The following is a 14327-nucleotide window of genomic DNA, read 5'->3' on the forward strand; positions in this document are numbered from 1 at the left end:
ACTTTTTTCAACTCCTTTTTTACAGTTCTTCTTCATAAAAGCGACCCAAAATCTGGACATTTTCCGCAATACTAACAAAGGCTTTTGGATCGGCTTCTTTCATAGCACTGCGCAGCATCGGCAGTTCAAAGCGTGTGACTACCGTCAGCAAAACCGTTTGTTTGTCATGCTTGTAGGCTCCTTCGGCTTCATTGATGATGGTAATGCCTCGCCGCATATGTTTTTGGATCGTTTGAATGACTTCTTCTGGGTTGCGAGTGATGATCGTCACCTGCATTTTCTTTTGCTTCGTAAAGACCGCATCCGTCACTTTTCCACTGACAAAAATCGCGATTGCACTATACAACGCATATTGCCAGCCAAACAAGATTCCGGCGGCGAACAAAATAACAATGTTAAAGAAAATCGATATCGAGCCGATCGTCTTCCCTGTCCGTTTGCGGATGGCTATGCTGACAAAATCCAGCCCTCCGGAAGAAAGACCATTCTTCAAGGCATAGCCGATCCCCACTCCATTGATGGCACCACCGAAAATCGCACAGATCATCGGGTCCGTCGTGACGGTTTCTTCTGGCAAAATTTGCACGAATAAGGATGTCAATAAAACAGTGATTCCAGTAAAGATCGTAAATTTGTGGCCGATCTTAAACCAGCCAAGAAAAAATAATGGCACATTCAACAATAATAGCGCAAGGGATAAGGGGATATAAAACCCGATCCATTCTCTTGAGATCGTAGTAATGATCTGAGCGACACCGGTAATGCCGCTGGAATAAATATTGCCCGGCTGATAGAAAAAATTGACCGCAATCGATGCCAGCAGTGCGTACACGATCGAGAATGAAAGTTTGTTGGCATATTCCGGATGAGGGAGCCATTTAAACAGAGGAGTCATTGCATTTCATAGCCTCACTTTTTTGATTTGCCTTTATTATACTTCAGCACATAAAAAAAGAAACGAGCAATGAAAGAAATGGGTGAATTCTCATGAACTTTTTTCATTCATTCACCAATTTCTATTTCATCACTCATTTCATCATGGGTTTAACGCTTATTCGTTTTCTTCAACCGTTGTTACATCAATGCTCAAGTCAAACAGTTGCATTGGCGAAACGGTACTTGGCGCTTGTGACATTGGATCAGCCGCTTTCCCATTTTTAGGGAAGGCAATGACTTCGCGAATGTTTTCTTCACCAGCCAAGAGCATCACTAACCGGTCTAACCCAAGGGCGATGCCACCATGTGGTGGGAAACCATAATCCAAAGCATCCAATAAGAAGCCAAATTGATTTTGCATCTCGCGACGTGAGAAGCCCAGCGCTTCAAACATTTGCTCTTGCACTTCCCGTGTATGGATACGCAATGATCCGCCACCTAACTCGTAACCGTTTAGCACGATATCGTAGGCTTGCGCATAGACCTTTGAAGGGTCTGTCGTTAACAATGGCAGATCGCTTTCTTTTGGCAATGTGAATGGATGGTGAGCAGAAACATAGCGGCCTGCTTCTTCATCGTATTCAAATTGCGGCCAGTCAGTAACCCATAGGAAGTTGAATTTGCTCTCGTCGATCAAGCCTAATTCTTTTCCTAATTTATTACGAATCGCACCTAACGTTGCTGAAACGATCTCAAAGGAATCGGCACCAAACATCAGAATATCGCCAACTTCCGCATTGGCTGCTGCAATAATCGCGTCGGTTGCTTCCGTCAAGAATTTAGCGATCGGTCCTTTCAATCCATCTTCTTCAACTTTGACCCATGCCAATCCTTTGGCACCAAATTGGCCAGCGTAATGGCCTAGATTGTCCATGTCTTTTCTTGAGTATTTGTCTGCAGCCCCTTTGGCATTCAAGACTTTCACAACGCCGCCTTTTTCAAGAGCCATTTGGAAGACTTTAAAATCAACGTCTTTCACAACTTCTGATAAGTCGATAAGCTCCATGTCAAACCGTGTATCTGGTTTGTCACTGCCGTAGCGTCCCATTGCCTCATCATAGGTCATCCGTGGGAATGGCAAGGTAACTTCGATGCCTTTGACTTCTCGCATCACTTTTGCCAATAGCTCTTCCGTATAGGTTTGGATTTCTTCTGCCGTCAAGAAAGAGGTTTCGATATCGACTTGGGTAAATTCTGGTTGACGGTCGCCCCGCAAATCTTCGTCACGGAAGCAACGTACGATTTGATAGTAGCGATCGAAGCCGGCGCCCATCAATAACTGTTTAAAAATTTGTGGTGATTGCGGCAACGCATAGAAATGACCTGGATAGATCCGTGAAGGAACCAAATAATCCCGCGCGCCCTCTGGTGTTGATTTTCCTAGATAAGGTGTTTCGATATCCAAGAACTCGTTCGTGTCTAAGAAATTGCGGATCGCTTGCGTCGTTTTCGCCCGCATCACGATGTTGTTCGTCATTTTTGGACGACGCAAGTCTAAATAACGGTATTTCATGCGAATCTCGTCGCCAACGGTTTGATCATCTTCAATCAAAAAGGCTGGTGTTTTTGCAGTGTTTAAAATCGTGATTTCGCTGATCATCACTTCATAGGCACCTGTCACCATTTTCGGATTGATGGCTTCTGGTGCACGATTGATTACTTGACCTGTTACTTCTAATACATATTCGCTGCGGCATTTGTCCGCGATTTCCCAGGCTTCTTTCGAAACCTCAGGATTGAAGACGATTTGCACGATCCCTTCCCGGTCGCGCAAGTCAATAAAAATCACGCCACCTAAGTCACGGCGCTTTTGCACCCAGCCTTTTAGTGTCACTGTCTGGTTTAAATGGGTCTCATTTACTAACCCGCAATATACTGTACGTTTTGTCATTCTTTTTCTCCTCACTCAAACATTTTGGTTGTCATTTCATCGTAGATCTCATCGAAGCGGGCATAAAGATCCGCTAACGGAAATTGTTTTTCTTCACGGCTTGCCATGGATTTGATATTGATCACTTGTTCTGCTAATTCTGTTTCGCCTAGAGTCAGAACCAACCGTGCCCCTTGTTTATCAGCAGATTTGAACTGGGCTTTGGCTTTACGATCCATGAAATCACGATCGGCAGAAAAGCCGAAATTACGAATCGCTTGCACGACTTTCAGCGCTTCTAAATTGGTTTCTTGTCCCAGACCAACCACATACGCATCTAACTCATTCAAAGCAGGAATCACAACTTCTTCGGCTTCCATAGTGATCAATAAACGTTCGATCCCCAAAGCAAAACCAAAACCAGGTGTTTCTGGTCCACCTAGCTCTTCCACTAAATGATTGTAACGACCGCCGGCACAGATGGTGGCTTGCGCCCCCATTTTTGGTGCATCACTCATGATCTCAAAAATCGTGTGGGTATAATAATCCAGACCACGCACCATATTCGAATCGACCTCATAAGGGATCTCCAACGCATCCAGCATACTCGTTACGGTTTCAAAATGTGCCTTGGCATCTGGCGTTAAGTAGTCTAAGATCGATGGCGCATCTGCCACAAATTTTTGGTCTCGCTTGTCTTTGCTGTCAAGGACCCGCAAAGGATTCTCATGCAAGCGGCGTTTTGAATCCTCACTAAGCTCCGCTTCATGGGGCGCTAGATAATCGATCAACGCTTGACGATAGTTTTGGCGTGTCTCTTTGTCACCTAATGAATTGATGACCAAGCGCAATTGACTCAGTCCTAATTGACGATAAAAATCCATTGCCATCGCCATTGTCTCAACATCGGTCGCTGGATTTGCTGAACCGAAAACTTCGACACCGATTTGGTGGAATTGACGCAAACGGCCTTTTTGCGGACGTTCATAACGGAACATTGGTCCCATGTAAAACACTTTATAAGGCTTCGTATGTTCTGGTCCGAATAGTTTGTTTTCGACATAAGAACGAGCGATCGGTGCGGTGCCTTCTGGACGCAACGTCACATGCCGCTCTCCTTTATCGTAGAAATCATACATTTCTTTTGAAACGATATCCGTTGTGTCCCCGACACTGCGGGCAATCACTTCAAAGTGCTCAAAAATCGGTGTCCGAATCTCATTGAATTGGTAATCGCGAAACACTAAACGTGCTGTTTCTTCCACAAATTGCCATTTTTCGGATTCTCCTGGCAAAATATCGTTGGTTCCTTTTGGACGTTGGTAACTCATCGTATGCATCCTCCTATTTGTTTCATGGTTGCCCATGTTCTTTGCTTTCATTACTTGTTTGCTTATTCACCTATTGCTTGTTGCTCGTTGATATGGGTGGGTTGTTCTCGTGTTTGGCTTTTGGGTTATTGCGCTTTTAGTGGTTGGTTGCTGCTGGTCATCATCTATTCTGTCTTGCTCCAAAAGACAATCCCAGTGATTCCTAGTTCGGTTACTACGCTCCCTAGGTCGCCTAGTACTGTTCATCATCTATTCTGTCTTGCTCCGCAAGCCAACCCCAGTGATTCCTAGTATGGTTACTACGCTCCCTAGGGTCGCCTAGTACTGTTCATCATCTATTCTGTCTTGCTCCGCAAGCCAACCCCAGTGATTCCTAGTATGGTTACTACGCTCCCTGTGGTCGCCTAGTACTGTTCATCATCTATTCTGTCTTGCTCCGCAAGCCAATCATAGTGATTCACAGCAAAAAACTCGCCCTTGTTTTTTTATACAAGGGCGAGTTTTGATTACACGCGGTACCACCTAAATTCGAGAAATGTTCTTCTCCTCTCGATTAACGCTCGGTCACGGAACAGCTTTTCTTCTGTTCATCTCCAGATTGTCTTTCCTTTACACGTCCTAAACTGCTTTCAGCCGGGGCAGTTTTCTCTTTTAAGGAATAGAATAAAGTACTCGATCCTTCACTGATTTTTGATATTATCTATAAACTACAAGAAAGCTATGAAAAAGTCAAGGTGTTTCACTGTCTTTTTCACTCCGCTGCTTTCAAGTAGCGTTTTCTCTAGTAGTCAACGCAAAGAAGTTACCCTTCTGTTTGCTTTTCTTTCTTTTTGCGTTATGCTGAATAACGAAGGTTTTGTTTCTATGAAAGGAGCTGTTTTTATGTCTTTATATTCAGGCTATATCCGTCAACCACACTACTATGAGACCGATCAAATGGCGATCATCCATCACGCCAATTATATCCGCTGGTTTGAAGAGGCCCGCGTGGAATTACTGGCGTTTTTGGATTTACCGTATCATACGATCGAAGAAGCTGGCTTGATCGTTCCCGTGCTGGAAGTCAGTGCGCAATACAAAACGATGATTCGTTACGAAGATGAGGTGCGAATCGATGTTTTGGTCGACAAATATACGGGCACGCGTTTGGATTTTCGCTATGAGATCTACAAAACTAGCGATGGTCAGTTGGCTACGACGGGGACTTCAAAGCATTGTTTTTTAGCAAAAGAGACCAATCGCATCGTGCAGCTGAAGCGTAGTTTTCCTGAAATCCATCAACGATTTGCTGATTATGCTGCCCTGTCAGGAGAATAATCAATTCTGATCACTCATTTAAGTCAAAATCCTTGCTTTTTGAAACGGCTTTCGTATAATCAAAAGTAATTTCAGGGAAGGATGATGGCGATGTACGTGATTAAAGTTTTGCATGGTTACATTGGCAAAGATGGTCGTCGCACTCGTGAAAAAATTCCAGACAAGTTATGGGTCTTTGAAGATCGGAAGCAGTCCGAAGCATTTGCAGATAAAATTGGTGGTCGCGTCAAACCGTTAACTGAAGTCAAACAGCATACGTAAAGAAATAAGCCGTTATCGTCTTTTGCGCATAGACGATAGCGGCTTATCTTTTTTACTGCGTAAAAGGATTAGTCATCCAATTCTGTTTCAAGTACTTCACCTGTTTGGGCATTGATTTTCACATCTGTTTGTTTGTTGCCATCTTCTACTTTGACTTCCCAATAGGTTACATTCATTTCTTTGTCTAATGACCAATCTGTTGCTTGACCACCGCCAGCTTCTTTCACGGCGATATCAGAAATTTCTTCCAATGAAAGCAAGTTGGTTAGGTCCAATTGATCGGCATCTTTTTTGACACCGTTTTGTTCATCGGCATCCAATTTTTCCGTTCTTTCTTCAGAAGTTTCTTTGGTTTCTGCATCGATCTTTAATTCAAACTCATTCGTTTCATCCACGCCTTCTACTTGGTAGAAGTAATTGCCAAAAGAAGTATCCAAATCAATCGAAGTGATCGCTGCATCTGGGTATTTGTCTTGGAATACTTGGATCGCTTCTTCTACGGTCACCGTAGGCAAGCCCCCATTGGCGATCGCTGCACTGCTTGAAGAGCTGTCCGCTGCTTGTGATGAGGTTGTTTCACTTGATGAGGCAACTGCTGTGCTTGAGCTGCTGTTTTGCGCAGGTTCTGAATTTCCCGTGTTGTTTTGTGTACATCCTGCCAATAACCCTAATGCGGCAATTCCGAATAAAATAGTTGTTTTTTTCATGTTTCATTCCTCCAATTGTTTGTGTATTCCTTTTTTCTATATATTTAGAATAACAAGTTCCCAAAGAAAAAGAATCAAAATTGCTTGAAGAAAATCTAAAAAAATCTTCATCTTTCTCTTTCATTTGGAAAGGCCAGCTTAAAGATACTGCCTTGCGGTTGATTGTCTGTCACGGTGATTTTGGCATGATATTTGTCTGCCAGCTGTTTTACCAGTGAAAGCCCAATGCCTGAACCGGCAATCTGGCTAGAACGAGAATCTTCTACCCGATAGAACCGTTCAAAAATCAAGGCTTTCTTATCATCGGGAATCCCAATGCCAAAATCGACGACGGTTAAAGACAACTGCCTTTGCTCTTGTGTCAAGGTCACATGAATCGGCTGATCAACAGGCGAATACTTCGCGGCATTTTCTAACAGGTTTTGGATGATTTGCTGGAAGTCACGTTTATGTCCTCGCTTCATACATTGGTTCTCCACAAAATATTCAATCGATTGCGGAACGATCGTCGCTTGTTTTTCACACTCTTCTCGGACGATCTGGGAAACATTAACAAGGGTCATTTCTTCTTGGGATTGATTTTTTTCTAGGTCTAGCAATTGATTGCTCAATGTTTCCAAACGCTTCGACTCTTTGTCAATAAATGCCATCGAGGAAGGAATGACTTCGGGATGTTTGGTTCCACGCCGCTGGATCAATTGGACATGTCCGCGAATCGCAGCCAAAGGTGTGCGCAGCTCATGGGAAGCATCGGCAACGAATCGTTTTTCCCGTTCGATCGTCTCACGCTGTTCTTTCAACAATTTATTGAACGCCAAGGCCACCGAACGAATCTCGATGGGTTCTTCAGACACTGACAATTCTCCTTGTCGGCTTTGTTCAATGGCAGCAATTTCTTGCGCCATGCCGGTAAGTTTCTGACTCCATTTCCCGACACTCCAATAAATCAGCAGGCTGCCAATCACAACAGCGATCAGATTCAAGAAACTGCTGATCATAAAGAGACCATAGGCTAATTCCACACTATCCTCCCCATTGATAGCGATCGTCACCTGATCCCCATCGACTTCTTGGGTTTTCGTGTAATAGATGCCATCCTCTGTAAAAACGATGTCTTCGAGAAATGGCATCACTCGTCCTTGATTGATATCGGCAAAAATCTCTTCCGCATCTTCTGATGAAACGACACTGCCATCGGCTAAGATCACTTGCAGGGCGTCTTCTTCATCTGCCGAAACATAGGCATTGACGAGAGTGTCCCAGGTATCCCCTGATGCCTCGCCTTTTTCGATGGCTTCAAGAATGTTGCTGGCACGATTTTCGATATGTTCAAACAAATAACCTACGGATAATAAAATAAACAGCAGATTGAAGAGAATCAGCAGACCAAAGAGTATCAAGGAAAAGCGGCTCGTCAATTGAAACTGGGCTGTTTTTCTACGTTGGTTGACTGACTTATTCTTCATGGTCGGTCCTCAAGACATAGCCTAATCCTCGAACGGTTGCGATCATTTTGCCTTTGCCGCAAACATCCAGCTTGTTCCGCAGTGTACGGATATAGACATCTACAACATTCGTTTGACCGTCGTATTCATAACCCCAAATCTCATTCAATAGGTCATCTCTGGTTTTGACGACTTCCGGCTCTTTCATCAATTCATATAAAATCCCAAACTCTTTGGGCGTCAACTCAATGGTTTCACCGGCAACCTGAACCAAGTGCTTGGCGATGTCCATCATCAGCTCCCCCGCCACTAATTGGTTTTGCTGGTTCTTTTGTTGTTTGGCTTCTCTTTGCAGCCGCCGCTCGATCACGCGAATTCTGGCAAACAGTTCTTCGATTTCAAAAGGTTTCGTTAAATAATCATCTAACCCAACATCAAGCCCCGTCACCACATCGGCGGTTTGATTTCTGGCGGTCATCATCAAAATCGGGATGTCGCTTTCTTTGCGTATCCGCCGCGCCACTGTGATGCCATCATAGATTGGCAGCATCCAATCCAATAAAATCAGATCAAAAGCATTTGCTTGCTGATTGAACAAGGTCAATGCCTCTTGCCCATCTTTGGCCCAGACCGTGCCATATCCCTCAAAAGTCAATTCGGACTGGATAAAACTGGCTAAACTTTCTTCGTCTTCTACTAGCAAGATCTTCAAAGTCATATGCGCTCCTCCTCTGGTTTTGCTTCTATCATAACGGATTTTTTCAAAACTTCCTAACTGATTGAAAGAAAAAAACATGAAGATTTTTTCATGTTCGACCAAAAAAAGACGGCATGAACCAAGGTTCACTCCGTCTTTCAGTTATTCCATATTTTTTGCCAGCTGATACGTGCCAACAAGTTCTCCTTTTTCGAGTTGAATCATGTAAGGACATGTTTCAGCTAAAAACTCACGATCATGACTGATCACGGCTAATAAATCAACTTCTTTGGCAACTATTCGCAGTAGTTTTGCGACTTCCTCCATTTGCTGCAAATCTAATCCACTCGTTGGTTCATCGAAAAACAACAAACGTTTGCCAGAAAGCAAGGCACTGCCAATCGCAACTCGTTGTTTTTCCCCACCCGACAAGCTTTGCGGATGTCGGGCAAGGAGTGGTGTTAAGTGCAACAATGAGACAATTTCTTCAAAACGAGCTGGGTTTTGGGCTTTGATCAGCAGCTCTTTTTCCACCGTTTCAAAAAACAGCTGCAAGTTAACATCCTGCATCACAAGAAAGCTTTCCTGCAGCAGCTGCTTTTGGGTCCGCTTTTGTCCATTGATGGCAAATACTGCTTCTGGACATTTTTTCAATCCTGACAGGACTTGCACCAACGTACTTTTGCCAGCACCATTTGGTCCAACGATCCCCACAGCTTGCTTCGTCGGCAATTGTAGTTCAGGCAAGTTAAGCGCCCAATTTCTGCTGTTTGCTGAGCGTTTCGATTGCTTGATCTGCAGATGCGTTGCCCTTAATCCAGACTTTTCTGGCAAAGATTCTCGGCAGTGCTGATTTTCCAATGCCGCCTCGCCTACTTTTCGCAATCCCAACTCGTGAATTGCCTCCTCGGGCAGTGACAACAGCTGAGCTGCTGGATAGGACGCCCGCAACCGCCCTGCTTCTAATAAGCAAAAGCGGTCTGCCAGTGGCGCCAAATACGCCAAGCGGTGTTCGGCGATCACAATGGTTTTCCCTTGTTGTTTTAAAGAAGCCAATCCTTGAGTCAACTTTTGGATCGCTTCTTGATCCAAATTACTGGAAGGCTCATCCAATAAGAACACATCATGGGGCAGCATCGTGGCTGCAGCGAGAGCAATCAGCTGCTTCTCCCCACCAGATAGGTCAAAGACACTAGCATCAAGCAACGGGGTCAGGGAAAACTGCTGTGCTACTTCGGTGATTCGCTGCCGAATGTTTTCTGGTGCGACGCCCGCATTTTCCATCGAAAAAGCTAACTCCGAATAGACATCCGTGGTGAAAAATTGAGTCTTGGGGTTTTGAAAGACGACGCCAATCGTCTGGGCATAATGGGAGAAATCGGCAACTGGCAAGTCTGTTTCTCCGACACGGATCTTTCCTTGCACTTCGGCGGGATACAGCTCAGGGATCAAGCCATTCAAAACATTGAGCAAGGTCGATTTTCCGCTGCCGCTAGCGCCGCACAAAACGATAACTTCCCCAGCTGCGACTGTCAAAGAAAGCTCAGATAATACGGTTCGATTTTCTCGTTTCACTGACACTTGTTCTAGTGTGATCATCCAAGCCACATCCTTTTCACGATAAAGCCGCCTAATGCTAAAAAGACCAAGCCATCCCACCAGCGCAGCTTCAGTTCGTGGACGGTGGTATGGGGAGTTTCTGATGCTAACCCGCGAACCAGCGCCGTAGCCGACAGTTCGGTTGCGGTCTTTTCAGCCGACATCAGTAATGGGATCAAAAAATACTCCGCACTTTGCAGTGGATGAAGCAAGATCGATCCTGCCGACAGCGAGATGCCGCGAAAGCGCATCGCTTGGCGAATACTTTTGAAATCTTGTACCAATGTGGGAAAAAAACGAAATAAGACTGCCAGCGGGACTAATAATACATTGGGCACGTGCATTTTTTGCAACGCCGCCATCCACTCACTGTTCTTCGTCCCACTAATGGCAAAAGCCGCCGCCATGATCGTTGGCAATAAGCGGCGATAACCGACGGAAAAGAAATCCAGCAACACGATCAATAGGTGGTTTCCTTGGCGAAACAAAAAACTATCTGCCAGTGTCAGCAAGACAAACACGCCATAGAACATCAGGCCTTTTTTCCAAAAGCCGCTGACTAAAAATAGCAGCAGCAAGAACGTGACAAAGACAAACTCATCGATCCAGCTAATGGACACCATCATAGTAAAACTAGCAAAGAGAATCACCGCCAATTTGCTGCGGGGATCAAACCTTGTTTTCGACACATTCCTCACCCTTTATGCGATTGGATCGTTGGTTGAAAATGTTTTTCCATCAAGCGGCTACCAATGCCTAAACCAGCCACCGCACCAATCAAAACGGCCAATGCACAAAGCCCCAACATCACATTGGAGGTATGAGCAAACACACCGGCAATGTAGGTTTCATCTTTTCCGCGAGCCACTAATGAATCGATGTAGGCATTTTTCATAAACCACAGGGGCAAGATCGGGCCCATCAAGCCAAAACTAAAGACGATATAACTCGCCAGTACGCGAACGTTCTCTTTGAGCTTTGTTTTGTATTGAATCAAATCAGCTGTTAAGGCACAAATCATATTGGGCAAAAAGGCCAATGGAAAATGTCCTGAAATCAAAAAAAAGAGCCCTACCACGGTACCCATAATGGTGATTGCGCCAAATTTCGGTACTTTATTCAATAAAATCAGATAGATAATGCCAGAAAACAAAGCGGTGACTGCTGGAATAAATAAATTATGAAAACCTGGGATCACAAAACGCAAAATCAATAGACAGACGCTCATTAAAAGAAAATAGATCGCTGTATAGATCCCCACTGCAATTAAATCTTGAACCTTTAGTTTTTTCACTGCGTATACGCTCCTTCTTGCAAGCAATCAATGAAAAAACCGTTGCTGCTTGCTTGTACAAACTTATTTTTACAAAGCCTCAGTATAGCACAAAGCAGACGTTTTTATGGGGAGATATGCTTATCAACAGTCGATTTTCTTCTAGAACAGAACCAACAAACAGACGTGACTTCTGAATGGCTCCATTTCAACACACAGGGACTTTTAAAGATCCACTAATGGAAAAATGATGCTTTCACACGCTTAGTTGTTTTCTCCTCTTCCCATCTTTGCGAAATTAATGAATAATAGATAAAGACAAACATTAAAAATCAGCACATGCTCTTCATCATTTTCTTTATTAAGAAACCAGCAGGTGCTTCTAAAAAAAAACAATAAGAAAGCTGACTGTCGCTTATTCGTTGAAGAAAATCAACGCTGTACTGCTGTGTAAACAGCATAAACCCAACTGTAAAAACATTTTGACACTTGACTTCAAGGCGTTGTCAAAGACATTTGATCGTTAAAAAGCAGACATTGGCCTACACTAATGGTAGAAGGAGCGGATAAAATGAACTTAAGCAAACAAATAAAAAAACATCGGGAACGATTAAGTCTCTCTCAGGAAGGGCTGGCAGAAAAACTCTATGTCTCCCGACAAACAATCTCAAATTGGGAGAATGAAAAAAGTTATCCTGATGTTCACAACTTATTATTGCTCAGTGTTCTATTTGATGTTTCTTTAGATGAATTAGTCAAAGGGGATATTGAACAAATGAAAGAAACGATTGAGAAAACAGCAATGGATCACTACACGAAAATAATGTTAGTCTTTACATTGTTGGCCGCATTATCTGTTGGGCCTGCTCTCTTTTTACCAGGACACTGGTGGATTGCCCCTCCTCTATGTTTTTGGCTCGTCTCCATGTATGCCGCATTGAAGATCGAAAAAATCAAGAAAACCCAAAATATCAAAACGTATAAAGAGATCGTTGCCTTCATGGAAAATCAAGAACTCGATGCCATTAGGAAAAAGCGGGACATCAAAAAAGATTTCCTCTCAAAAACAGTCATCGTCTTGGTCTTTGCCTTGATTGTCGGCATGCTTGCATGGCTTAGTACACTGCCGCATTTACTGATGCGCTGATCAAAACACAGGTTGAAGCTGCTTTTATGATGAAGCCGCTTCAACCTGTGTTTTTTTCAATTCAATGATCTCATCCGCATAAATCAAATTTTTCGGGCGATGGGTGATCATAATGACTAGTTTATTTTTCAATTGGTCTTTGATCGCTGCAAAAAGCTTTTCTTCTGTTGTTTCGTCTAAAGCAGATGTGGCTTCATCAAGGACAATGACTTCTGCGTTTGTGAAAAACAATCGGGCAAAAGCGATCCGCTGTTTTTCCCCACCAGAAAGGTTGGCTCCTTTTTCTCCAATTTCAGCAGACATTCCTCCCTTGAGTGCCTGATAGAATGCGCCTAATTGACATTTTTCTAATACCGCTATGATTTCCTCGTCTGCGATTTCCTTATCAAAAATGATATTTTCTTTCAGCGTTCCTTGGAATATTGGCGCATCTTGCGATAGATAAAAGACATGCTGATAGTAATCATTTAAGTTGTAAGCAGCCAAATTTTTGTGATTGATCAGAACTGCACCGGTCGTCGGCTGATACAAGCCTAAAATCGTTTTGATCAGCGTTGATTTTCCTGCGCCGCTTTCTCCTACTAACCCATAAATCGCTCCCCGCTTCAGCTCCAGTGTGCTATCGGTTAAGATTTTCTTTTCTTGAAGTATGACGGATAGATCCTTAACTGTGATATAGTTGATGGTCTCAGACAATGCATCTCCTTGTGTTAATGCTTTGTCCTCTGGCAGATAGAAAAATTCATTTAACCGTGCAAAGGCAACTTTATCTAAGCTGTATTGAACAAAAATCACGTTAAATATTGCAACAGGCGTATAGATTCGATCCACATAAATAATCAGTGCTGCTAAACCGCCCAAGCTGACTGTAATCTGATTTGTGAATGCCAATACCACAATTGCGACTTTGATCAATGCGACTAAAACTGCAAAAAAACCAAAGAAAAACTCATGGATCATCGTCATTTTCGTCAAACGTTCTGTTGTGTCAGCAGACATATTTTTATATTGTGCGATCTCTTTTTCAAACCGTTTATTGATCCGAAACGTGACCATTTCCGTTAATCCGCGGATAAAGGTGCTGTTCATGGCTTCTTCTGAAACTAGCGCACGTTCTTTGAGAGAGCGTAAAACTTTCAAAAGCAAATTGGTCACGATAAACACCACTAGATAGCCCACAAGGATCGCTGGAATCAACCTTTTATCGATCATAGCAATAAAAGCTAAGTTAAACAGTGTTTCGGGAAGCAATTCTTTAAACAAGCGTCCATAAAAATTCAAATGGATATTTCTACCCGCCGCTGCTCCCGCTTCAGTTTTCTGTAAGAGTGCTCCAGAGCCAATCTGCAAGTATTCAGAATAGGTAATCTTGCTGATTTTCACTAAAGCTTGTTCTTTGAGATAGAAATACATGCTGTTGTGCAATTTCGTTTTGGGTTTCTGCTCGAGATAGGACAAAAGCGGTACCAGTACAAGCGTTAACCCATAGATAAAAATAACTGACCAATAAAATGTCTTGCCAAATGAATCGAGTAATTTTTGAAAATAAAAGACATTCGCGGCACTCAAAAATGAGACCGCAATTCCAATCCCAATATATACCGTCAATCCTTTTTTAAAATGCCGCCATAAATCAATCGCCATCGTAAGCTCCTTTTGCTGCAGTGTTCGTGGAAAAGTCGTGAGATAAATAAAATAACCGCTTTCAAAAGTATAATCTATTTTTCGCTTAATGGAAAGAAAC

The 14327-nt window shown here is 43.3% G+C and carries 13 protein-coding genes and 1 other annotated feature; of the genes, 3 read left to right on the forward strand and 10 right to left on the reverse strand.

From position 1 onward, the window contains the following. Window positions 1–19: 19 nt before the first annotated feature. The 3 genes from IGI92_RS13875 to hisS form a co-directional block, all read right to left on the reverse strand. Entirely contained in the window at window positions 20–895 is an 876-nt protein-coding gene (locus IGI92_RS13875) for a YitT family protein (protein WP_005233887.1), read from the reverse strand. Between the two features lie 156 nt (window positions 896–1051). After that, complete coding sequence (gene aspS, locus IGI92_RS13880; RefSeq protein ID WP_016612881.1) at window positions 1052–2827, reverse strand: aspartate--tRNA ligase; 1776 nt, start codon at window positions 2825–2827, stop codon at window positions 1052–1054. 11 nt (window positions 2828–2838) lie between these two features. After that, on the reverse strand, window positions 2839–4137 hold the full coding sequence (gene hisS / locus IGI92_RS13885; RefSeq protein ID WP_034872142.1) for a histidine--tRNA ligase: 1299 nt from the start codon (window positions 4135–4137) through the stop codon (window positions 2839–2841). 488 nt (window positions 4138–4625) lie between these two features. Next, window positions 4626–4830, reverse strand: a binding site (T-box leader). A gap of 189 nt (window positions 4831–5019) precedes the next feature. Here hisS and IGI92_RS13890 point away from each other — a divergent pair. Together IGI92_RS13890 and IGI92_RS13895 are read left to right on the forward strand one after the other, a co-directional pair. Then, window positions 5020–5454, forward strand: coding sequence for an acyl-CoA thioesterase (locus IGI92_RS13890; protein ID WP_008379539.1), 435 nt, complete (start codon window positions 5020–5022; stop codon window positions 5452–5454). A 90-nt stretch (window positions 5455–5544) separates the two neighbouring features. Beyond that, window positions 5545–5715, forward strand: coding sequence for a hypothetical protein (locus IGI92_RS13895; protein WP_008379536.1), 171 nt, complete (start codon window positions 5545–5547; stop codon window positions 5713–5715). Between the two features lie 68 nt (window positions 5716–5783). On the opposite strand, the gene IGI92_RS13900 is transcribed toward IGI92_RS13895, so the two are convergent. The 6 genes from IGI92_RS13900 to IGI92_RS13925 all read right to left on the reverse strand — a co-directional run bounded on the left by IGI92_RS13900 (window position 5784) and on the right by IGI92_RS13925 (window position 11457). Next, the gene (locus tag IGI92_RS13900) at window positions 5784–6422 is read right to left on the reverse strand and encodes a PepSY domain-containing protein (protein WP_061053303.1); all 639 of its coding nucleotides are present in this window, start codon (window positions 6420–6422) and stop codon (window positions 5784–5786) included. 107 nt (window positions 6423–6529) lie between these two features. Continuing rightward, window positions 6530–7888, reverse strand: a complete 1359-nt coding sequence (locus IGI92_RS13905) for a sensor histidine kinase (RefSeq protein ID WP_301387896.1) — start codon at window positions 7886–7888, stop codon at window positions 6530–6532. Continuing rightward, window positions 7878–8585 carry a response regulator transcription factor gene (locus IGI92_RS13910; protein WP_034878320.1) on the reverse strand — a complete coding sequence of 236 codons (708 nt, stop codon included), beginning with the start codon at window positions 8583–8585 and terminating at the stop codon, window positions 7878–7880. The genes IGI92_RS13905 and IGI92_RS13910 overlap by 11 nt, the downstream gene beginning before the upstream one ends. Before the next feature lie 141 nt (window positions 8586–8726). Next, on the reverse strand, window positions 8727–10163 hold the full coding sequence (locus IGI92_RS13915; protein ID WP_086316578.1) for an ABC transporter ATP-binding protein: 1437 nt from the start codon (window positions 10161–10163) through the stop codon (window positions 8727–8729). Next, complete coding sequence (locus IGI92_RS13920; protein ID WP_008379524.1) at window positions 10160–10861, reverse strand: energy-coupling factor transporter transmembrane component T; 702 nt, start codon at window positions 10859–10861, stop codon at window positions 10160–10162. The genes IGI92_RS13915 and IGI92_RS13920 overlap by 4 nt, the downstream gene beginning before the upstream one ends. After that, window positions 10858–11457, reverse strand: a complete 600-nt coding sequence (locus IGI92_RS13925) for an MptD family putative ECF transporter S component (protein WP_005233871.1) — start codon at window positions 11455–11457, stop codon at window positions 10858–10860. Before IGI92_RS13925 ends, IGI92_RS13920 begins: the two co-directional genes overlap by 4 nt. Window positions 11458–12007: 550 nt before the next feature. Here IGI92_RS13925 and IGI92_RS13930 point away from each other — a divergent pair. Further along, window positions 12008–12583, forward strand: coding sequence for a helix-turn-helix transcriptional regulator (locus tag IGI92_RS13930; protein WP_042890653.1), 576 nt, complete (start codon window positions 12008–12010; stop codon window positions 12581–12583). A 24-nt stretch (window positions 12584–12607) separates the two neighbouring features. Here IGI92_RS13930 and IGI92_RS13935 read toward each other — a convergent pair whose 3' ends face one another. After that, on the reverse strand, window positions 12608–14227 hold the full coding sequence (locus IGI92_RS13935; protein WP_400449901.1) for an ABC transporter ATP-binding protein: 1620 nt from the start codon (window positions 14225–14227) through the stop codon (window positions 12608–12610). Window positions 14228–14327 lie beyond the last annotated feature (100 nt).

The sequence above is a fragment of the Enterococcus sp. DIV2379 genome (assembly GCF_050542965.1).
In the GTDB taxonomy this organism is placed as follows: domain Bacteria; phylum Bacillota; class Bacilli; order Lactobacillales; family Enterococcaceae; genus Enterococcus_D; species Enterococcus_D entomosocium.

Excerpts from the sequence above, each read along its gene's own strand:
- IGI92_RS13875 (WP_005233887.1), bottom strand. The coding sequence starts at position 895 with ATGACTCCTCTGTTTAAATGGCTCCCTCATCCGGAATATGCCAACAAA.
- aspS (WP_016612881.1), bottom strand. The coding sequence starts at position 2,827 with ATGACAAAACGTACAGTATATTGCGGGTTAGTAAATGAGACCCATTTA.
- hisS (WP_034872142.1), bottom strand. The coding sequence starts at position 4,137 with ATGAGTTACCAACGTCCAAAAGGAACCAACGATATTTTGCCAGGAGAA.
- IGI92_RS13890 (WP_008379539.1), top strand. The coding sequence starts at position 5,020 with ATGTCTTTATATTCAGGCTATATCCGTCAACCACACTACTATGAGACC.
- IGI92_RS13895 (WP_008379536.1), top strand. The coding sequence starts at position 5,545 with ATGTACGTGATTAAAGTTTTGCATGGTTACATTGGCAAAGATGGTCGT.
- IGI92_RS13900 (WP_061053303.1), bottom strand. The coding sequence starts at position 6,422 with ATGAAAAAAACAACTATTTTATTCGGAATTGCCGCATTAGGGTTATTG.
- IGI92_RS13905 (WP_301387896.1), bottom strand. The coding sequence starts at position 7,888 with ATGAAGAATAAGTCAGTCAACCAACGTAGAAAAACAGCCCAGTTTCAA.
- IGI92_RS13910 (WP_034878320.1), bottom strand. The coding sequence starts at position 8,585 with ATGACTTTGAAGATCTTGCTAGTAGAAGACGAAGAAAGTTTAGCCAGT.
- IGI92_RS13915 (WP_086316578.1), bottom strand. The coding sequence starts at position 10,163 with ATGATCACACTAGAACAAGTGTCAGTGAAACGAGAAAATCGAACCGTA.
- IGI92_RS13930 (WP_042890653.1), top strand. The coding sequence starts at position 12,008 with ATGAACTTAAGCAAACAAATAAAAAAACATCGGGAACGATTAAGTCTC.
- IGI92_RS13935 (WP_400449901.1), bottom strand. The coding sequence starts at position 14,227 with ATGGCGATTGATTTATGGCGGCATTTTAAAAAAGGATTGACGGTATAT.